Consider the following 19651-nt stretch of genomic DNA (forward strand, 5'->3'; position numbering starts at 1 on the left):
GTTTTTTGTCAAAGTATTGGTAGAATAGAACTAGGATAGGAGGGAATAAGATGATTGGTGGAATTTCCTTGGAAACAATTTATTGGTATATATTGATTGGAAGTGCGGTAGTCGCATTGGTGTTAGTCATTTTTGGAGACATCTTTGATTTTGACGGTCCTATAGATCCAATGCTTGTGGTTCCTTGGTTTGCTTTTACAAGCTTATTTGGTTACCTTGGTGAGAAATTAACAAATCTGAATGAACTGCTTATTTTAGGTGTAAGTGTTATTCTTTCGTCTGGTTTAGTTTTTCTTTTGAATTTCTATGTATTGATTCCGTTAAAAAATGCGGAAACAACGATGTCCACTTCTGAAAAAGAAATGGAAGGGCGTATTGCGACCGTTGTAACAACTATTCCGATTCAGGGGATGGGTGAAATTCAGATGAAGAGTGTAACCGGTTCGATTAATCGACCTGCAGCCTTTTATACAGGACAAACAGAAGAAGCGCACCAGGGATCTGATGTACTTGTTATTGAAGTAAAAGACCGTATCTGTTATGTTGTTCCCTACGAAGAAGCACTAAAAATTTAAAAGAGTGAAGGAGATTTGGATAATGGAGATACCTGTAATTGTTATACCAATCGCTATCGTTGCTTTTATCTTGCTGATGCTATTGATTGTATTTATTTCAAAATATCAAACAGCTAAGCCAGATGAAGCGCTGATTATTAGCGGGAGTTATTTAGGCACTAAGAATGTTCATGCGGATGAAAGCAAGAACAAAATTAAAATCGTTCGTGGTGGAGGGGCTTTTGTACTTCCAGTCTTCCAACGCTCGAATCGAATTAGTCTACTTTCAAGTAAATTGGATGTTTCTACTCCGGAGGTTTATACCGAGCAAGGAGTACCAGTTATGTGTGATGGAACATCTATTATTAAAATTGGTTCGTCTGTTGAAGAAATTGCCACTGCTGCTGAGCAGTTTCTAGGAAAAACACGTGAAGAGCTCGAAAATGAAGCACGCGAAGTGTTAGAAGGACATTTACGTTCGATTCTGGGATCGATGACAGTAGAAGAAATTTATCAAAATCGTGATAAATTTAGTCAAAGTGTGCAAGAAGTTGCCTCTGTCGACCTAGCAAAAATGGGATTAATCATTGTTTCATTTACAATTAAAGAAGTCCGAGACAAAAATGGTTATTTGGATTCTCTAGGGAAACCAAGAATTGCTCAAGTAAAACGTGACGCTAACATTGCTGAAGCTGAGGCATTAAAAGAAACAAGAATTAAAAAAGCCCAAGCTGAAAAAGAATCACAACAAGCAGAATTACAACGTCAAGCAGAAATTGCTGAATCAGTGAAGGAAAAAGAACTGAAATTAGCGACCTACAAAGAAGAACAAGACATTGCTAAGGCAAAGGCTGACCAAGCATACAATTTAGAAAGTGCACGTGCGCAACAAGAGGTTATCGCCCAAGAGATGGAAGTTAAAGTCATTGAGCGTCAAAAACAAATTGAGTTAGAAGAAAAAGAAATTATTCGTCGTGAGAAACAATATGATTCTGAAGTGAAGAAAAAAGCTGATGCAGATCGTTATGCAAAAGAACAAGAAGCATTGGCACAAAAAGCGAAAGAATTAGCCGAAGCTGAAGCGGATCGCTTCCGGGTGGAATCATTAGCCGAAGCTGAAGCAAGTAAAACTCGTTTAGCTGGTCAAGCAGAAGCAGAATCTATCTTAGCTCGTGGGGCTGCCGAAGCCGAAGCAAAACAAAAAATTGCGGACGCCTTCAAACAATATGGTGAAGCAGCAGTTCTTAGCATGGTAATGGAAATGCTCCCTCAATTAATGAAGGAAGCTGCACAGCCTCTAGGAAATATTGATAAGATTTCTGTTGTGGATACGGGTTCTGGCGGTGACAACTCAGGGGCTAATCGTATTTCAAACTATGCGACAAATTTATTAGCTAGCACACAAGAAACGTTAAAAGAAACCACTGGATTAGACGTGAAAGAGTTAATTGAAAACTTTTCAAAAAAAGGAACAAATAGCTCTGTAAATCTTTATGAATCTCCTGTTAAGGATGATGAGTAACTGCAAACAGACATCTATTAACAATCTGTAAATAGTTTATTCAGTATCGTTTGGCTCCAGTTAAGCAATCGGCTTGACTGGAGTTTTTATGTTGCCTAATCAAAAGGTAATAGTCAGAGTGAACCTAGTGTTCAGCAGCAAATTTTAGTATAATAAATAAGAATATGAAGGAGGGAGTTTATGCGTATCGGTCTTCGAACAGTTAAGACAGGAGTTAGTGCAGCTTTGGCAATGATTTTAGCAAATGCTTTGCAGTTATTATATGCACCCTCAGCAGGAATCATAGCCGTATTGAGCGTCACAAATTCAAAAAAATCCTCTTTACAAACAGGAATCTACCGGCTGTTTTCTTTAACACTAGCCACACTCATCTCTTACATTTGTTTTTCACTACTAGGCTATCAACCAATTGCTTTTGGTATTTTTTTACTCCTTTTTATTCCGATAGCTGTTTCTCTTGGCTTATCTGATGGAATCGTTGTTAGTTCAGTTTTGGTGACGCACTATTTAGTAGAAGAGTCTATGAGCTGGGGAATCATCTTTAATGAATATCTGCTGATGACCATCGGCGTAGGATTCGCTTTAATCGCTAATTTATATATGCCAAATGCTGAAAATCGATTGAAAGAGGACCAACAGATTATCGAGACAATGTTTAAAAAGTTGCTCACTGAAATGTCTTCATACTTAAAGCAGGAGATAACTGAACAAAAACTTTTAGAAAACTGTAACGGACTTCTTTCGTTTATAAGACAAGGCCAACTTCGTGCACAAACATATCAAGAAAATCAGTGGGTAGTGCGAGATGTGTATTATGCGTCTTATTTCGCAATGAGACGTTCACAAGTGAGCGTTCTTCATGATATGATTGAAAGTTTAGATAGAATTGAAGTGGTTGAGATTCAAGTTGAAAAAATAGTCGCTCTGTTAGAATACACTTCAGAAACTTTTGCTGAAGAAAATGATGGAAATGAAATTTTAGCTCGAATATTTGATGTATATGAGGAGTATCGGCAGATGACCTTGCCCATAAGTCGTGAAGAATTTGAAAATCGAGCAGAATTATTTCAATTTCTCCAGTCTTTTAAAAGTTTTATCGAAATTAAGGCAGAATTCTCTCAACGTATTACGGAGTAAGAGGTCGGGACAGAAGTGTTCAGCTTATTTTCGAAGCCTTCAACTCTAGCATGTTCCATGCGTAGAAGTTGTTGAGAGACAAACGCAGTGGAGATGAGTTGCTTCTGTTCCCACCGTTTATTAAGATTTTACAAAGGTGTGGAATAACTTAATTAGTTATGTCCCACCTTCTTTTGGGTAGTTTGTAATAAAAAAGTCAAAAACCGTTAAGTGAGCAGTTTTTGACTTTTTTGTTGTAAAAATAAGGAAAGTGGATGTTTGTCCCGACCTCATCGTTAAAAATTTATTGTTTTGCCCATGCTTGCTGCATTTCATCTAAAAGTTGAATAACATCAATAGTTAATAACAAAGAGGTATTCGGCTTAGACCCTTCAATGAAAGCAACCATATTTTGAATTTCGTAGTTCATGGCTTCTTGTGTGTCGCCTGATTCGATAAATTCTTTAGTTCCATCATTATAAATGATTTCAGCTTTATCAGCGCGCGGGTACTCAGGAACGGTAATGTAGCCATTTTCAAATGCAACAATCCCTAATTTAGGCATTTTTGCTTGGAATGTTAATGTTACAGCGGCCATCTCATTTTTTTTATTTCTAAGAATTGTCACAGATTGTTCATCGACACCTGTTTCAAATGGAAGAACATTTGAGGCAATAACTGTTGGCTGTGCATTTAAAAAATAGCGAGCAAATGAAACAGCGTAGGTACCTATATCAAGAAGTGCTCCCCCAGCTAAATCGGGGTTGAAGAATCGGTTCGTTGGATCGGGTTCTTTGTAGCTGCCAAATGGTGCCTGAATCATTTTTAGTTTGCCTAGCTTACCGGAATCTGCTAACTCGCGTAGTTGCGCGTACAAAGGCATGTTGAAAATGGTCATTGCTTCTGCTAAAACCAAATTCTTTTGTTCTGCCAGCTGAACCGCTTGAAGTAATTCTTTCTGATTCATTGTGATGGCTTTTTCACATAGAACATGTTTACCAGCTTTTAATGCAGGCAAGATGTATTCAATGTGTTGGCGATTTGGTACAGCGATATAAATAATGTCAATTTCTGGATCAGATAAAAGAGCAGTATAATCTCCATAGGCTTTTGGAATTTGATAACGGCTGGCAAATTCCTCAGCTTTTTCCTGCGTCCTAGAAGCAACGGCAGAAAGTTTACTAGATGAGTCATTAAATGTTTGTGCAAACTGGTGGGCGATTTCGCCTAAGCCCACAATTCCCCAATGATAAGTCTTCAAAATAATCGGCTCCTTTAAAGGTATTGTAAAAAAGTACAGCTTAAGTATAGCAGAAAAAGAGATTTTTTTAAAAAAAAGGAAAATAAGATGAAAAAAGATGATTTTTGCCCTATAGTTAAGTAGAATACATGAGGAGGGAAAGATAATGAATCGAGTATATATTGAAATTATTGTTAGTGCAATTATTGAGCAGTATGGATCAGAAACCTATTTTTACAAAGAACAGCTACAGATTGAACCGGATTACTGGGAAGCGTGGAAAAAAGGACAAAGAACTCTTTCTTCAGAAATGATGCAAAAAGTTAAGAATCTATTCAGTGATTACGAGTGGATGCTTATGCAAAAAGTTTTACGTCAAACGGCGCTATTTCCTGAAAAAAGAAATTTAGCTGTTTCTGAGTATAAGCGATTGAAGACGAAAATAGCGCAAAAATGGCTACGCTCAAGGCTGGGAGAAGTGGAGATGCTTCCTTTTCAGACAGAGGCGCAAAAAGAGCATGCGTTTATCAATTTAAAAGTGAGCATCAGCTATGATGAGTGGGGATTTGATGATAGTGTCAGTTTCCGACTACCTGCAAATATCCAGCAGCAAATTGAAGGGTCTCCTGTCGGACTTTTAGAGTGGGTAAATGAAAATTTGGAAGAGACCTATATCAAAAATAACCAGGGAAAATAACTTGAAGGGATACAACAAGTGAGTGAGAATAAACAAATAGTCGCATCAATTGGATTGTTGATTGTTTCGTTGGTTATCTTTTTTTCGGTAACGAACACATTCAGTCAGGGAAAGACCATTGATTCATCGGCTGAAACGGTAAAAAGTTCAATGGAAAAAAGTGAAACAAAAGCGTCAAGTACAACAGAAAGTATGACAAAAAAAGAGACGAAAACCTCTTCAAAAGCAGAAAAAAAAACAGTAGAAACAACATCAACATCTTCAAAGAAAGCAAAGGAATCAACTACCGATAAAACTACTCCTTCTGCACCTAAAGAAAAATCGACAACGAAAAAAGAACGCTTGCCTGAAAGTAATGTAGATGATTGGAATTTAGTGCTTGTCGGACCAAAAAATAAAATTAAAACAGAAATACAAGAAGACCAGTTAACCTCACTTTCAAACGGATTTGAAGTAGATAAACGAATCGCAAAAGACTATGAAGCATTAGCAGAAGCTGCGAAAAAAGCAGGGCATCCGCTAGTGATGATTTCAGCCTTTCGTTCAGTTTCCTACCAAGAAGAAGTATTCAGTGAAGGAGTCTCTCAAAATATGAGTAAATTAGGAGTTTCTGAAGAGGAAGCAACTAAAGAAGCGAAAAAGACAATGACAGAACCAGGCTATAGTGAACATCATACTGGGCTGGCTCTGGATGTTGTTGATGAAGAATGGAATACAAACTATGTTGGTAGTGTATTAGATGCACGCTTTGGTAACGAGGCTGGTGCAAAATGGTTAGCAGATAATGCCGCAAAATATGGCTTTATTATTCGCTATCCTAAAAATCAGGAAAAGATTACTGCTATTACCTATGAACCTTGGCATATTCGCTATGTTGGTCCTGAAAACGCGGAATACATTCATGAACATGAAATCACATTAGAAGAATATCTGGATTTACTAAAAAAATAAGGATATGTCACGCATATAGGAGTGAGAACAATTAAAAACAAACAGTCATTAACCTCACCAAAAACAATAGTAGGCATCATTTCGGTGTGTTTATTAATAGTTGTTTCTGTTAAAAGTCTTACTGGAGGATTTACCAGTGAAAAGGACACTCCTACTGATACAACGAATCAAAAAGAAGAACAAACTGCTACAACTGCAGAATCTACATTAATTGATCTGCCTGCTGTTTCCAAGGATGATTGGTCACTTGTTTTAGTTGGACCAAAAAATAAATTGAAGACAGAAGTTGATGAAACCAAGCTTGCTTCTCTTTCAAACGGCTATCAAGTAGATGAGCGAATAGCAGATAGTTATGAAAAGCTTGCTCAGGCAGCAAAAAAAGCTGATTTTCCATTAGTCATCATTTCAGCCTTTCGTTCAGTTGCATACCAGCAGACTGTCTTTGACCGAAATGTTCAAGCTGTTATGACAAAAAATGGTGTCAGTGAAGAGGATGCAATAGCTGAGGTGAAGAAAACAGTAACAGAGCCAGGCTATAGTGAACACCATACAGGCTTAGCAGTCGATGTTGTTGACGAATCATGGTATAATAACTATCCAGATGAAGTGCTGGAAGAAGGCTTCGGGAGCCAACCTGGAGCGAAATGGCTAGCTAAAAATGCACCCAACTATGGATTTATCGTTCGATATCCAAAAGGAAAAGAAAAAATCACCATGATTGATTATGAACCGTGGCATTTAAGATATGTTGGGGAAGAAAGTGCAAAATATATAACGAAGAATAATTTGACACTGGAAGAATATCTTAACTTGTTATAAAGAATAGGAGTATTATGAGCGTACGAAGAACATATAAAAAGAAAAAGCAAACGATGAGTATTCCTACCTTGTTGTTGGGACTCATTATTATAGGGATGGCGTTTGTCTTTTCTTTAAAGAGTATTGCAGACCCTTTAATAGAATCAGATGATCCGCAGTCAGTTGAGGCGCTGTCACATGAGGAGTTTATTAAAAGACTTGCTCCGCATGCACAAGAGCTTCAAGAAGGATACGGAATTTTACCAAGTATAGTTTTGGGACAAGCAATTCTTGAATCCAATTGGGGCCAGAGTTCGCTAGCCAGTAAATATAATAATTTATTTGGAATGAAGTCTTTTGGAGATGAAAAAAAAGTAAATTTGGAAACCAAAGAATTTATCAATGAAGAATGGATTGTTATACAAGGAGATTTCAAGGTCTATAATTCATGGGAAGATTCTATGGATGATCATACAATGCTTTTTGTCAACGGAGTGACGTGGAATCCTGGCCAATATGAAAAGGTATTGATGGCAAAAAACTATAAGCAAGCAGCAAAGGCTTTACAAGATGGGGGCTATGCAACAGATCCAACATACGCTCAAAAAATCATTGAAGTGATTGAGACATATAATTTAGATAAGTACGATGGACGATAATGCGTCTCTTTTATTTATCAGTGGAGGAATCGAATCATTATGACAGAAAAATTTGTTCCAGAAATTACCACCGAATTAAGAAAAGATATTGTTCGAGTTCCTGAAGTGATTTCCCAAGCTAGCGGTATCCGTATTTTTGGAAAAAAAATTCGATCCATTATTTTTACAACAGATATTGCAATTGTATGCAATAATAATGCGAATGCCGTGATTGCTGTCTATCCGTTTACGCCGCATCCTGCGATTACAAAAGGAATTATTGAAGCAGCAAATATTCCTGTTTTCTCAGGTGTTGGTGGAGGACTTACACAAGGTACAAGATCGGCGTACATGAGTATGTTTGCTGAGGCACAGGGATCTATAGGTGTGGTTTTGAATGCACCTACGCCGATTGAAACGGTTCAGCAGGTTTGTGAAGTAATTGATATTCCAGTGATTAGTACAGTTACCTCTATTTACACGCCAATCGATGAAAAGCTTGAAGCCGGAGTTTCAATCATTAATATTAGTGCAGGCAAAAAAACAGCTGAAACCGTAGCCTACTTTAGAAAGAAGTATCCTGAGCTGCCAATTATTGCTACAGGTGGACCGACAGAAGAAGGAATTCTAGCTACGATTGAAGCTGGAGCGAATGCCATCACCTACACTCCGCCAAGTAATGGCAAGTTATTCAGTAAAAAAATGGAAAAGTATCGAGAACAAGAGCGAACAGAAACCGAATAATTTTTAAAAGTTTTTTCTTATTATTAGGATATTCTTATGAAGCAAGGGCTTTCATCCCTTGCTTTTTTCATTAATTAAATAGATAATGGATATATCTTTTTTAAAGTTTCACTTATATATCGTCGAAATAAGGTCGACAGTCTCTACCCAATACCGTAAATATTGGACTATAAGTAAAAAACGTGTTTTTGTGCACCTTTTTTGCTTAGGCGAAAGAGGTTTTTTTGCTTATTTAAGCGGAGGCAGGAAATAGGTACAACAATGGTTATTAGTATCTACGATTGCTTTATTTTCTGATAATTAAATGAATAGGAGAGAATGAAATGAAAGAGTTAGTGGAACGCATCAAGAAAGACGGGCACGTTTTAGGTGAAGGTGTCTTAAAAGTAGATAGCTTTGTCACACATCAAGTGGATCCAGTATTAATGGAGCAGATGGGGAACCGTCTAGCAGAAGTGTTCAAAGAGGCAGGTATTACAAAAGTAGTAACAATTGAAGCATCGGGAATTGCCCCTGCAGTTTTTGCAGCTAAAGAGCTGAACGTTCCAATGATTTTTGCCAGAAAAGCAAAAAGCCTTACGATGGATGAGGAGTTGCTAACTTCATCGGTGTACTCTTTTACAAAACAGGTGACGAGTACGATTTCAATTTCCAGAAAATTTTTATCAAGTGAGGACAAAGTCTTGATTATTGATGACTTCTTAGCGAATGGTCAAGCTGCTAAAGGATTGATCGAGCTATGTCAACAAGCTGGTGCAGAAGTAGAGGGGATTGGTATTATTATTGAAAAATCTTTCCAAGATGGACGCCAGTTAATTGAAGATATGGGACTTAGAGTTGTTTCATTAGCAAGAATTGCTTCACTGACAAATGGACAAGTAGAATTTCTTGAGGAGGACGCATAGTTTGGAAAAAGAAACACAAAATGGTAAAGCAGCCGTTTTAGGATTACAGCATTTATTAGCTATGTATGCAGGAGCCGTGGCCGTACCACTTTTAATAGGAACAGGTTTAAATTTTAATGAGCAGCAAATGACGTATCTGATTTCAATTGATATTTTCATGTGTGGCATTGCAACTTTATTACAACTAACAGTAAATAAATTTTTTGGAATTGGTTTGCCTGTTGTGCTAGGCTGTGCGATTCAAGCGGTTGCTCCATTAATATTGATTGGTAATAATAACGGAGTGGGGGCAATTTATGGTTCAGTAATTGCTTCTGGAATTTTTGTAGTGTTAATTGCTGGCTTTTTTTCTAAAATAAAAAAACTATTTCCACCTTTAGTGACAGGAACAGTAATTACTGTTATTGGTCTCACGTTGATTCCGGTAGCTGTTGAGAAAATGGGCGGGGGATTGAAGACTTCACCTGATTTTGGTGCACCAACAAGCTTACTATTAGCATTTGTAACGATTGGCTTAATTATTGGCATACAGATTTTCGCTAAAGGATTTATTCGCTCGATTGCGGTTTTAATCGGTTTGGTGGGAGGGACTATTCTTGCTGCTTTATTAGGTCAAGTGGATTTAGCAGCGATTGGTCATGCACCAGTTTTTCATGTCCCACAACCTTTCTACTTTGGCATGCCGACATTTGACGTCTGGTCTATTTTATTAATGGTGATAATTTCTATTGTTAGTATGGTTGAATCGACAGGCGTTTATTTTGCTCTAGGAGATATTACAGGGAAAAAAATTGGCGAAGATGACTTAAAGCGCGGCTATCGTGCGGAAGGTCTAGCTGTTGTTTTGGGTGGAATTTTCAATACTTTTCCTTATACAGGATTTTCACAGAACGTCGGTCTTGTGCAATTATCAGGAATTAAGACACGCAAACCAATTTATTTTTCTGCCTTCTTTTTAATTGCTTTAGGATTATTTCCTAAGGTAGGCGCTCTTGCTCAAATTATTCCCGAGCCTGTATTAGGTGGAGGAATGCTTGTAATGTTTGGGATGGTAGCTGTTCAAGGTATGCGTATGCTATCAAAAGTGAATTATGATAACGATAAAAACTTATTAATTATTGCTGTATCTATTGGTTTTGGCTTAGGGTTTAACGTATTACCAGGATTGTTCAGTCAAATGCCAGAAACTTTACAAATGTTCACAGGCAATGGAATCGTGATGAGCAGTATCACAGCAATTTTATTGAATCTATTATTTAATGGATTAAAATCTGAGGAGTAATTGGCTAAACTGATTAATAAAAATTTAATCGTTGAAAAAGAAGAAAATCACCTAATGATTTTCTTCTTTTTTGTGTATAACACGAACGATAAATCTTTAATTTGTTATAATATTCGAAATTTCTTTGACAGAGGAAACCTCACTTGATAAAATGATATCGAATAAAAGAGAGAGAGGCAAAAGGATGACAGCATTAGTTTCTGTAATTATGGGAAGCCAATCAGATTGGGAAACAATGAAACATGCATGTGACAGTCTTGATGAACTGGCGATTCCCTATGAAAAAAAGGTCGTATCTGCACACAGAACACCTGATTTAATGTTTCGCTACGCTGAGGAAGCGAGAGGAAGAGGAATCAAAGTGATTATTGCTGGAGCAGGAGGAGCCGCACATCTTCCAGGGATGGTTGCTGCAAAAACCACTCTTCCAGTGATTGGGGTACCCGTCCAATCCCGAACATTAAATGGGTTAGATTCACTACTGTCTATTGTACAAATGCCAGGAGGAGTTCCGGTTGCGACCACAGCGATTGGAAAAGCTGGTGCAATAAATGCGGGTTTACTTGCGGCGCAGATGCTTTCCATGTATGATTTAGAGGTAGCGGAACGACTTGAAGAAAAAAGAAAAGTCATGACGGAAACTGTAATGGAAAGTAGTGATCAACTTGGTTAAACCTTTATTGCCTGGTTCAGCAATCGGAATTGTTGGCGGAGGCCAATTAGGACGTATGATGGCCCTTAGTGCAAAAGAAATGGGCTTTCGAGTAGGTGTTTTAGATCCGACTGAAGATTGTCCGGCATCACAGGTAGCAGACTGGCAAATAGTTGCCGCTTATGATGATAGTTTTGCATTGGAGGAAATGACAAAAAGAGTAGATGTGATTACCTATGAATTTGAAAATGTCAGCGTAGAGGCGTTAAACTCTATCTTGCCATTGACCTCGATTCCTCAAGGAACAGATTTACTAGCAATTACACAGGATCGCTTGATGGAAAAATCATTTTTAGAATCAAACAATATTGTGATTGCTCCTTATGCAACAATTATTAGTCCGACAGATATTCAAGAGGCAATTGAAAGTATTGGCTATCCTTGTGTATTAAAAACCACGCGTGGTGGATATGATGGAAAAGGACAATATGTCTTGTATGGCATGCCTGATTTAGCCCCTTCAATGAATCTATTACGCGAAGGAACGTGTGTACTTGAAGCATGGATTCCTTATGAAAAAGAGCTTTCAGTATTGGTTGCTGGAGATGGTGAAGGAGCATATACTGTGTTTCCTGTAGTGGAAAATATTCACAGGGATAATATTCTTCATGAAACGATTGCGCCTGCAAATGTTTCTTTAGAAGTGATTGAAGAAGCTCAAAGAATTGCAAAAGTGATTGCAGAAGCGATTGGTTTGGCAGGGACGCTTGCTGTTGAAATGTTTTTGACAGAAAGTGGAAGCATCTATGTGAATGAGATGGCGCCGAGACCGCATAATTCTGGTCATTATACTATTGAGGCTTGCTCTATTAGTCAATTTGATGCGCATATTCGAGGGATTGCCGGATGGCCATTACCAGAGGTACGTTTACTAAGTGATGCAGTTATGGTTAATATTTTAGGTGATGAGTTATTGAAGACCTTTGAGTTGGTTGCAGATAAGCCCGCTTGGAATTTTCATTATTATGGAAAAGCAGAAGCAAAATCTGGACGTAAAATGGGCCACATCACCATTTTGACACAAGAGATACAAGACACTTTAGAAGAAGTAAAAAAGACAGCTATTTGGGATTAAGATAGGAGCAAACAAATATGTTAGATCGTTACACTAGACCAGAAATGGGTCGTATTTGGACAGACCAAAACCGGTATCAAGCGTGGTTAGAAGTAGAAATTTTAGCTGATGAAGCTTGGGCTGAATTGGGCGAAATTCCAAAAGAAGATGCAAAGAAGATTCGTGAACACGCAAGTTTTGATGTAAATCGCATTCTAGAAATAGAAGAACAAACACGCCATGATGTAGTGGCTTTCACTAGAGCTGTATCGGAGTCTTTAGGTGAGGAAAGAAAATGGGTTCACTATGGACTGACAAGTACAGATGTGGTGGATACTGCCTATGGCTATTTAATCAAACAGGCAAATGATATTTTGCGTGAAGATTTACAGCGCTTTACGAACATTATCGGCGAAAAAGCAAAAGAACATAAGCGGACAGTGATGATGGGCCGTACACATGGCGTTCACGCGGAGCCGACTACATTTGGGTTGAAGCTTGCTTTATGGTATTCGGAAATGAAGCGCAATATTGAACGCTTCGAGCATGCGGCAAAAGGGGTAGAGGCTGGGAAAATTTCTGGTGCTGTGGGAACATTTGCCAATATCCCTCCATTTGTTGAATCTTATGTTTGTGAAAAACTAGGGATTCGCGCACAAGATATTTCTACACAAGTGTTGCCGAGAGATTTACATGCTGAGTATTTTTCAGCAATGGCGCTGATTGCAACAAGTATTGAAAAATTTGCGACAGAAATTCGCGGATTACAAAAATCGGAAACGCGTGAAGTAGAGGAGTTTTTTGCAAAAGGACAAAAGGGTTCTTCTGCTATGCCTCATAAACGAAATCCTATTGGTTCTGAAAACATGACCGGGTTAGCTCGGGTGATTCGCGGACATATGATTACTGCCTACGAAGATGTTTCTTTGTGGCATGAACGTGACATCTCTCATTCATCAGCGGAACGGATTATTTTACCAGACACAACTATTCTATTGAATTATATGTTAAATCGTTTTGGCAACATTGTAAAAAATCTAACGGTATTCCCTGAAAATATGAAGAGGAACATGGATGCAACATTTGGCTTAATTTACAGTCAGCGTGTTTTATTAAAACTAATTGATCATGGTATGTCTCGTGAAGAAGCATATGATCTGGTTCAACCAAAAACAGCGTATGCGTGGGATAATCAAACGGCGTTCAGACCTCTTTTAGATGCAGACGAGAAGATCACTTCCGTACTGACAAGAGAAGAGTTGGATGATGCGTTTGATTACAATTACCACTTGAAGAATGTTGATACAATTTTTGAGCGAGTAGGTTTAGGCGAATAGAACGTAAAAAAACCTTGAGAAAAAAATTCTCAAGGTTTTTTATTATGCATAAGTCGCTGTTTGTTCGTGAAACTGGAAAACTTTATTTTTTCTGAGTGCATTCGTAAGTTCTTCAATGAATCGAAAATCATATTCATGTAGATTGTAAAAAACCTGAATACGATAATGATTTTTAAAGACATGTTGTTCATGAAGCTGATGAATGATTAATTCATTATTTTTTTGATTCATATATCGGAATGTCCGTTTTCGACATTCAAAATGTCGATGTGTTGCCCGTTTTAACTTGCGGAATGTATAAAAACTAGCATGTTCATTTAAACGATGTACTTCTTCCAAAGCAAGTAAATCATTATATAACCGTATCTGGTCTTCGTCATTGAGATCTGCTAAAAACTGCTGCGCCATTGTTTGTAAACTCGTCATCCAAGTTTCCTCCTCTAGAGCCTTATCGCTATTTATAAATAGTGTAAAGTGTGTTTGCAATCTATGAGTTTACTATAGCACTTGTTTCTCTAAATGTAAACGCTTCTCAGTATTTGAATGAGGAAACATCTATACCAAATAAGAGCAAACACGAACGTTTGTGTTTATTTTGTTTATAAATGAACGGATTATGTTGACTGGTTAAATAATGCTTGTTAAACTAAATACAAACATTTATACGAATATTATTGATTCTTTTACTTTTAATATTCATGAAAAAGGAGAGAGCAATCGTTGGAAAAGGAATCGTTACTTTACGAAGGAAAAGCGAAAAAACTCTACAAAACAAGTGAAGATGGGTTGGTTTGGGTAGAGTATTTAAACCAAGCCACGGCTTTAAATGGTGCGAAAAAAGACAAAGTTCAGGGAAAAGGCGAATTAAATAATCAGATTACCAGTAAAATTTTTGAGAAGTTAAACGAACGAGGGATTGCTAGTCATTTTGTTAGGAAATTATCAAAAACCGAACAATTGGTAAAAGAAGTGAATATTATTCCATTAGAAGTTGTCGTGCGGAATGTGGCTGCAGGAAGTTTTTCTAAACGTTTAGATGTTTTAGAAGGACATCCGTTGCCATTTCCAATTATTGAGTTTTATTTCAAAGAAGATCGATTAGATGATCCATTGATTAACGAAGACCATATTTTAGCATTGGGTATTGCAACGAATGAGGAAATTCAAAAAATCAAGACCATGACACACAAAATAAATCACGCATTAATTGATTTGTTCAATGAGCTTTCTATTAAGTTAATTGATTTTAAAGTGGAGTTTGGAAAAACGGCAGAAGGTGAGATTCTTTTAGCAGATGAGATTTCTCCTGATACTTGCCGGTTATGGGATTTAAAAACAAATGAACATTTAGATAAAGACGTTTATCGCAGAGATTTAGGAGACCTTGTTCCTGTGTACAAAGAAGTATTAAGACGTCTGGAAGAAATTTGAATAGTTACGGTTTTGGAAATACTGAAGCAAGTAGTCAATAAAAATTCAAAATAATGAGAAAAAGGAGCCATTCAAATGTATTTTGTAAAAGTTTATGTCACGTATAAAGATTCCGTTTTAGACCCTCAAGGAGAAGCAGTCAAAGGTGCAGTTCATCGTATGGGCTATACAGAGATTGAAGAAATTCGCATTGGGAAATATTTTGAAATTAAAGTCTCCGCAGCAGATAGACCGGTAGAAGAAATGATTGAGGAAGTCTGTGACAAGCTATTGGCAAATGTAAATATGGAAAGCTATCGTTATGAAATTTCTGCATTGGAGGAAGTATAAATGAAATTTGCTGTCATTGTATTTCCTGGTTCAAACTGTGATATGGACATGTTTTGGGCTGTAAAAGAAATCATGGGTGCTGAGGCAGAATATGTGCGTCACGATGCTGACTCACTGGAAGGATTCGATGGCGTTTTGCTTCCTGGCGGATTTTCTTATGGAGATTACTTAAGATGCGGTGCGATTGCTCGCTTTTCTAAAATAATGTCTGAAGTGATTCGATTCGCAGAAGAAGGAAAGCCCGTTTTTGGCACTTGTAATGGATTTCAAGTATTAACAGAAGCGGGCCTTTTACCAGGGGCGCTGAAAAGAAATGAGTCTTTACACTTTATTTGCAAAACGGTTCCTTTGAAAGTAGTCAACAATCAGACAAAATTTACGACAGAGTATCAAAAGGAAGAAATTCTTCAAATTCCTGTGGCTCATGGAGAAGGAAACTATTACTGTGACGAAGAAACCTTGCAGGAATTAAAAGAGAACAATCAAATTGTTTTCACGTACTCTGGTGAAAATATTAATGGCAGCATTGAACAAATCGCTGGAATTACAAACAAAGCGGGAAATGTTTTAGGAATGATGCCACACCCAGAACGAGCAATGGAAACGTTACTTGGTTCTGAGGACGGCAAACGTTTCTTTGCCTCCATACTGAAAAACTTTGGAAAGGTGACAGCGAACAAATGATGAAAGTGACAGAGCCAACACCACAAGAAATAAAAGAGCAAAAAATTTATACTGACTGGGGATTGACGGAAGAGGAGTATCGATTGATTTCAGAAGAGATTCTGGGGAGGTTGCCAAATTATACAGAAACGGGTTTATTTTCTGTGATGTGGAGCGAACATTGCTCCTATAAAAATTCAAAACCTGTATTGCGAAAGTTTCCAACAACTGGGCCTCAAGTATTGCAAGGTCCTGGAGAAGGAGCAGGGATTGTTGATATTGGCGACGGACAGGCAGTTGTGTTTAAAGCGGAAAGCCATAACCATCCGTCAGCAGTAGAGCCTTATGAAGGAGCCGCTACTGGTGTAGGAGGAATTATCCGGGATATTTTTAGTATGGGTGCACGTCCAATCGCAATTTTAGATTCTTTACGTTTTGGGGAATTAGATAATGAACGCACAAAATATTTACTCGAAGAGGTTGTTGCAGGAATCAGTGGTTATGGGAACTGTATCGGTATTCCGACGGTTGGCGGGGAAGTGGCTTTTGATCCTTGCTACGCAGGAAATCCACTAGTAAATGCCATGTGTGTGGGATTAATTGATCATAAGGATATTCAAAAAGGGCAGGCTAAAGGAGTCGGAAACGCCATTATGTACGTAGGCGCAAAAACAGGACGCGATGGTATTCACGGTGCTACGTTTGCCTCAGAAGAGTTTGTAGAAGGAGAAGAACAGCAACGCTCGGCGGTTCAAGTAGGCGATCCCTTCATGGAAAAATTACTATTGGAAGCTTGTCTAGAATTGATTTTAGAACATTCAGACATCTTGGTAGGAATTCAAGATATGGGCGCCGCTGGACTGGTTTCGTCAAGCGCTGAAATGGCGTCTAAAGCAGGTTCTGGTTTGAAACTTTATTTAGATGATGTGCCTCAGCGCGAAACTAATATGACGCCATACGAAATGATGTTGTCAGAATCTCAAGAAAGAATGCTGATTTGTGTAGAACAAGGACATGAAAAAGAGGTTGTTGACTTGTTTCATAAATATGAGCTAGATGCAGTCACTATTGGAGAAGTGACAGATGATGGACTTTATCGTCTGTATCACCACGAGGTGGAGGTTGCAAATCTGCCAGTGGATGCTTTGGCTGAGGATGCACCTGTTTACAACAAAGAACGAAAAGAACCTGCGCGGATTCGAGCGTTTTCAAAGCTAGCGGATTTTCAACCGACTATCACCAGCGGAGAAGAAACGTTACTTGGATTGTTGCAGCAACCAACCATCGCTTCAAAGAAAATGATTTATGAAACCTATGACTCGCAGGTACGAACCAACACAGTTGTGCGACCTGGAAGTGATGCAGCTGTTTTACGTGTTAGAGGAACAAATAAGGCATTAGCCATGACAACAGACTGTAACGCAAGATACTTATATTTAAATCCAGAGATTGGCGGTCAGATTGCTGTGGCAGAGGCGGCAAGAAATATTGTCGCAAGTGGAGGACGTCCATTAGCTATTACCGATTGTTTGAACTATGGTTCTCCAGATAAACCAGAAGGGTTTTGGGAATTATGGACATCAGCGGATGGTATTTCAGAGGCTTGTCGTGTATTAGATACGCCAGTTATTTCTGGAAATGTCTCTTTATATAATGAAACGGATGGAAAAGCAATTTATCCAACACCAGTCATTGGAATGGTCGGCTTAATTGATGACTTAGCCCATATTACAACGCAAGAGTTTAAACAGGCTGGTGATCTTATTTATCTCATTGGAGACACAAAACCAGACTTTAATGGTTCTGAGCTACAAAAAATGCAATTAGGCCGTATCGAAGGTCAATTAATGGCGTTTGATTTAGCTGTGGAAAAAAAGAATCAAGAAGCAGTGTTAGCCGCAATTAAACAAGGACTAGTGGAAAGCGCACATGACTGTGCAGAGGGTGGAATTGGTGTAGCGCTTGCCGAATCTGCATTTAAAAATAACTTTGGGATAGAGGTTAGCTTGAATATGGCTACGGCAAATCTATTCTCAGAAACACAATCTCGCTTTATTTTATCTGTTGCCAAAGAAAATCAAGAAGCATTTGAACAAATGATGGGTGAACAGGCAGAAAAAGTTGGAACGGTTACCGCAACAAATCAGTTGGTGATAAAGACAGAGGAAGAAACTATTTCTATTGAGGTGACGAAAGCCAAACAGCTTTGGGAGGATGCAATCTCATGTCTTATGAAGTAAAAAGTTTAAATGAAGAGTGCGGTATTTTCGGTGTCTGGGGGCACCCGGATGCTGCTCGTGTAACTTATTTTGGACTTCATAGTTTACAACACCGCGGACAAGAAGGCGCAGGAATTGTTGTGAATCAAGAAGGAATCTTAGATGGATACCGTGGATTAGGGTTATTATCAGAGGTTTTTAAAGATGAACGGCAGTTAAATAATCTAAAAGGAACGGCGGCTATCGGACATGTCCGATATGCAACTGCAGGAAATGGGAGTGTTGATAATATTCAGCCATTTCTATTTAAATTTTACGATACTTCTATAGGACTTGCCCATAATGGAAATTTAACGAATGCTCGTACACTAAGACGTGAATTGGAAACGGATGGCGCTATTTTTCACTCCAATTCAGATACAGAAATTTTGATGCATTTGATTCGCAGAAGTAAAGAAACCACATTTATCGGTCAGTTGAAAGAAGCGTTGAATAAAGTGAAAGGTGGATTTGCCTATCTGTTAATGACAGAGAATGCGATGATTGCTGCCCTTGATCCAAATGGTTTTCGTCCGCTATCTATTGGTCAAATGAAAAATGGTTCTTATGTCGTTGCCTCTGAAACTTGTGCACTAGAGGTGATTGGTGCCGCGTTCATTCGAGATGTTCAGCCGGGAGAACTTGTAATTATCAATGAACAGGGAGTGACAATCGACACCTACACAACGGATACACAGCCCGCCATTTGTGCGATGGAATATATCTACTTTGCTAGACCTGATTCAAATATTGCAGGTGTGAATGTACATACCGCAAGAAAAAATATGGGTAGACGTTTAGCTCAGGAAGCGTCAGTGGCAGCGGATATGGTGGTAGGGGTACCCAACTCTTCTTTATCTGCTGCAAGTGGCTATGCAGAGGCAAGTGGAATTCCTTATGAGATGGGCCTAGTTAAAAATCAGTATATTGCCCGAACGTTTATTCAGCCAACTCAAGAGTTAAGAGAACAAGGGGTTCGTATGAAGTTATCGGCGGTTCGAGGAGTCGTTGAAGGCAAAAAGGTCATTATGGTAGATGATTCGATTGTTCGTGGGACGACAAGTCGAAGAATTGTTCAATTGTTAAAAGAAGCGGGTGCAAAAGAAGTTCATGTCCGAATTGCTGCTCCGCCATTAAAATACCCATGTTTTTATGGAATTGATATTCAAACAAGAAAAGAATTAATCGCCGCCAATCACTCAATAGAAGAAATTTGTGAAGAAATTGGCGCAGATTCTCTGAGTTTCTTGAGTGAAGACGGACTGATTGATGCCATTGGATTAACCTTTGATGCGCCGTATTCTGGATTGTGCATGGCGTATTTTAACGGAGATTATCCGACCCCTCTTTACGATTATGAAGAAAAGTATCAAGCCTCATTGAAAGAGAAGACTTCCTTTTTTTAGGAATGAATAGGAG

General features: G+C 38.3%; 20 protein-coding genes and 1 riboswitch. Of the genes, 18 read left to right on the forward strand and 2 right to left on the reverse strand.

All coding sequences use genetic code 11. The features are described 5' to 3' along the window. The first annotated feature begins 50 nt into the window (after nt 1–50). The 3 genes from I589_RS08315 to I589_RS08325 all read left to right on the forward strand — a co-directional run bounded on the left by I589_RS08315 (nt 51) and on the right by I589_RS08325 (nt 3213). Nucleotides 51–575, forward strand: coding sequence for an NfeD family membrane protein (locus tag I589_RS08315; RefSeq protein ID WP_010768547.1), 525 nt, complete (start codon nt 51–53; stop codon nt 573–575). A 22-nt stretch (nt 576–597) separates the two neighbouring features. Then, complete coding sequence (floT, locus tag I589_RS08320; protein ID WP_010768546.1) at nt 598–2076, forward strand: flotillin lipid rafts scaffold protein FloT; 1479 nt, start codon at nt 598–600, stop codon at nt 2074–2076. A gap of 180 nt (nt 2077–2256) precedes the next feature. Continuing rightward, nucleotides 2257–3213 (forward strand): aromatic acid exporter family protein, encoded by a 957-nt coding sequence (locus I589_RS08325; protein ID WP_010768545.1) that lies wholly within the window; start codon nt 2257–2259, stop codon nt 3211–3213. 283 nt (nt 3214–3496) lie between these two features. Here the strand turns inward: I589_RS08325 and I589_RS08330 are convergent, their stop codons facing one another. After that, nucleotides 3497–4453 (reverse strand): Gfo/Idh/MocA family protein, encoded by a 957-nt coding sequence (locus tag I589_RS08330; protein WP_010768544.1) that lies wholly within the window; start codon nt 4451–4453, stop codon nt 3497–3499. 145 nt (nt 4454–4598) lie between these two features. On the opposite strand from I589_RS08330, the gene I589_RS08335 reads away from it, so the two are divergent. The 10 genes from I589_RS08335 (at nt 4599) to purB (ending at nt 13550) form a co-directional block, all read left to right on the forward strand. Then, nucleotides 4599–5129: a hypothetical protein gene (locus tag I589_RS08335; RefSeq protein ID WP_010768543.1), complete on the forward strand. Its 531-nt coding sequence runs from the start codon at nt 4599–4601 to the stop codon at nt 5127–5129. Nucleotides 5130–5147: 18 nt separating this feature from the next. Further along, nucleotides 5148–6080 (forward strand): D-alanyl-D-alanine carboxypeptidase family protein, encoded by a 933-nt coding sequence (locus I589_RS08340; RefSeq protein WP_010768542.1) that lies wholly within the window; start codon nt 5148–5150, stop codon nt 6078–6080. An 84-nt stretch (nt 6081–6164) separates the two neighbouring features. Beyond that, nucleotides 6165–6899, forward strand: coding sequence for a M15 family metallopeptidase (locus I589_RS08345; RefSeq protein WP_010768541.1), 735 nt, complete (start codon nt 6165–6167; stop codon nt 6897–6899). 53 nt (nt 6900–6952) lie between these two features. Next, nucleotides 6953–7537 carry a glycoside hydrolase family 73 protein gene (locus tag I589_RS08350; protein ID WP_425387008.1) on the forward strand — a complete coding sequence of 195 codons (585 nt, stop codon included), beginning with the start codon at nt 6953–6955 and terminating at the stop codon, nt 7535–7537. A gap of 39 nt (nt 7538–7576) precedes the next feature. Then, on the forward strand, nt 7577–8260 hold the full coding sequence (locus I589_RS08355; RefSeq protein ID WP_010768539.1) for a beta/alpha barrel domain-containing protein: 684 nt from the start codon (nt 7577–7579) through the stop codon (nt 8258–8260). Between the two features lie 92 nt (nt 8261–8352). Further along, a riboswitch (purine riboswitch) is annotated at nt 8353–8450 on the forward strand. Nucleotides 8451–8583: 133 nt separating this feature from the next. Beyond that, nucleotides 8584–9165: a xanthine phosphoribosyltransferase gene (locus tag I589_RS08360; protein WP_010768538.1), complete on the forward strand. Its 582-nt coding sequence runs from the start codon at nt 8584–8586 to the stop codon at nt 9163–9165. A 1-nt stretch (nt 9166) separates the two neighbouring features. Further along, nucleotides 9167–10447, forward strand: a complete 1281-nt coding sequence (locus tag I589_RS08365) for a nucleobase:cation symporter-2 family protein (RefSeq protein WP_010768537.1) — start codon at nt 9167–9169, stop codon at nt 10445–10447. A gap of 184 nt (nt 10448–10631) precedes the next feature. After that, nucleotides 10632–11120: a 5-(carboxyamino)imidazole ribonucleotide mutase gene (purE, locus tag I589_RS08370; RefSeq protein ID WP_010768536.1), complete on the forward strand. Its 489-nt coding sequence runs from the start codon at nt 10632–10634 to the stop codon at nt 11118–11120. After that, entirely contained in the window at nt 11113–12234 is a 1122-nt protein-coding gene (purK, locus tag I589_RS08375; RefSeq protein WP_174298986.1) for a 5-(carboxyamino)imidazole ribonucleotide synthase, read from the forward strand. Before purE ends, purK begins: the two co-directional genes overlap by 8 nt. Before the next feature lie 17 nt (nt 12235–12251). Further along, nucleotides 12252–13550 (forward strand): adenylosuccinate lyase, encoded by a 1299-nt coding sequence (gene purB / locus I589_RS08380; protein ID WP_010768534.1) that lies wholly within the window; start codon nt 12252–12254, stop codon nt 13548–13550. Nucleotides 13551–13592: 42 nt separating this feature from the next. Here the strand turns inward: purB and I589_RS08385 are convergent, their stop codons facing one another. Next, nucleotides 13593–13976, reverse strand: coding sequence for a hypothetical protein (locus I589_RS08385; protein ID WP_010768533.1), 384 nt, complete (start codon nt 13974–13976; stop codon nt 13593–13595). A 294-nt stretch (nt 13977–14270) separates the two neighbouring features. On the opposite strand from I589_RS08385, the gene purC reads away from it, so the two are divergent. The 5 genes from purC to purF all read left to right on the forward strand — a co-directional run bounded on the left by purC (nt 14271) and on the right by purF (nt 19638). Continuing rightward, nucleotides 14271–14981 (forward strand): phosphoribosylaminoimidazolesuccinocarboxamide synthase, encoded by a 711-nt coding sequence (gene purC, locus I589_RS08390; protein WP_010768532.1) that lies wholly within the window; start codon nt 14271–14273, stop codon nt 14979–14981. Nucleotides 14982–15056: 75 nt separating this feature from the next. Next, nucleotides 15057–15311 (forward strand): phosphoribosylformylglycinamidine synthase subunit PurS, encoded by a 255-nt coding sequence (gene purS / locus I589_RS08395; RefSeq protein ID WP_010768531.1) that lies wholly within the window; start codon nt 15057–15059, stop codon nt 15309–15311. Then, nucleotides 15312–15995 (forward strand): phosphoribosylformylglycinamidine synthase subunit PurQ, encoded by a 684-nt coding sequence (purQ, locus tag I589_RS08400; RefSeq protein WP_010768530.1) that lies wholly within the window; start codon nt 15312–15314, stop codon nt 15993–15995. After that, on the forward strand, nt 15992–18214 hold the full coding sequence (gene purL / locus I589_RS08405; protein WP_010768529.1) for a phosphoribosylformylglycinamidine synthase subunit PurL: 2223 nt from the start codon (nt 15992–15994) through the stop codon (nt 18212–18214). The genes purQ and purL overlap by 4 nt, the downstream gene beginning before the upstream one ends. After that, on the forward strand, nt 18199–19638 hold the full coding sequence (gene purF / locus I589_RS08410; protein ID WP_010768528.1) for an amidophosphoribosyltransferase: 1440 nt from the start codon (nt 18199–18201) through the stop codon (nt 19636–19638). The genes purL and purF overlap by 16 nt, the downstream gene beginning before the upstream one ends. Nucleotides 19639–19651 lie beyond the last annotated feature (13 nt).

Origin of the sequence: Enterococcus phoeniculicola ATCC BAA-412, assembly GCF_000407505.1 — a bacterium.
Taxonomy (GTDB): Bacteria; Bacillota; Bacilli; order Lactobacillales; family Enterococcaceae; genus Enterococcus_K; species Enterococcus_K phoeniculicola.

What these genes read in the sequence shown, in the direction of transcription:
- I589_RS08315 (WP_010768547.1), top strand. Translation starts at nt 51, where the DNA reads ATGATTGGTGGAATTTCCTTGGAAACAATTTATTGGTATATATTGATT.
- floT (WP_010768546.1), top strand. Translation starts at nt 598, where the DNA reads ATGGAGATACCTGTAATTGTTATACCAATCGCTATCGTTGCTTTTATC.
- I589_RS08325 (WP_010768545.1), top strand. Translation starts at nt 2,257, where the DNA reads ATGCGTATCGGTCTTCGAACAGTTAAGACAGGAGTTAGTGCAGCTTTG.
- I589_RS08335 (WP_010768543.1), top strand. Translation starts at nt 4,599, where the DNA reads ATGAATCGAGTATATATTGAAATTATTGTTAGTGCAATTATTGAGCAG.
- I589_RS08350 (WP_425387008.1), top strand. Translation starts at nt 6,953, where the DNA reads ATGAGTATTCCTACCTTGTTGTTGGGACTCATTATTATAGGGATGGCG.
- I589_RS08355 (WP_010768539.1), top strand. Translation starts at nt 7,577, where the DNA reads ATGACAGAAAAATTTGTTCCAGAAATTACCACCGAATTAAGAAAAGAT.
- I589_RS08360 (WP_010768538.1), top strand. Translation starts at nt 8,584, where the DNA reads ATGAAAGAGTTAGTGGAACGCATCAAGAAAGACGGGCACGTTTTAGGT.
- purE (WP_010768536.1), top strand. Translation starts at nt 10,632, where the DNA reads ATGACAGCATTAGTTTCTGTAATTATGGGAAGCCAATCAGATTGGGAA.
- purB (WP_010768534.1), top strand. Translation starts at nt 12,252, where the DNA reads ATGTTAGATCGTTACACTAGACCAGAAATGGGTCGTATTTGGACAGAC.
- I589_RS08385 (WP_010768533.1), bottom strand. Translation starts at nt 13,976, where the DNA reads ATGACGAGTTTACAAACAATGGCGCAGCAGTTTTTAGCAGATCTCAAT.
- purS (WP_010768531.1), top strand. Translation starts at nt 15,057, where the DNA reads ATGTATTTTGTAAAAGTTTATGTCACGTATAAAGATTCCGTTTTAGAC.
- purQ (WP_010768530.1), top strand. Translation starts at nt 15,312, where the DNA reads ATGAAATTTGCTGTCATTGTATTTCCTGGTTCAAACTGTGATATGGAC.
- purL (WP_010768529.1), top strand. Translation starts at nt 15,992, where the DNA reads ATGATGAAAGTGACAGAGCCAACACCACAAGAAATAAAAGAGCAAAAA.
- purF (WP_010768528.1), top strand. Translation starts at nt 18,199, where the DNA reads ATGTCTTATGAAGTAAAAAGTTTAAATGAAGAGTGCGGTATTTTCGGT.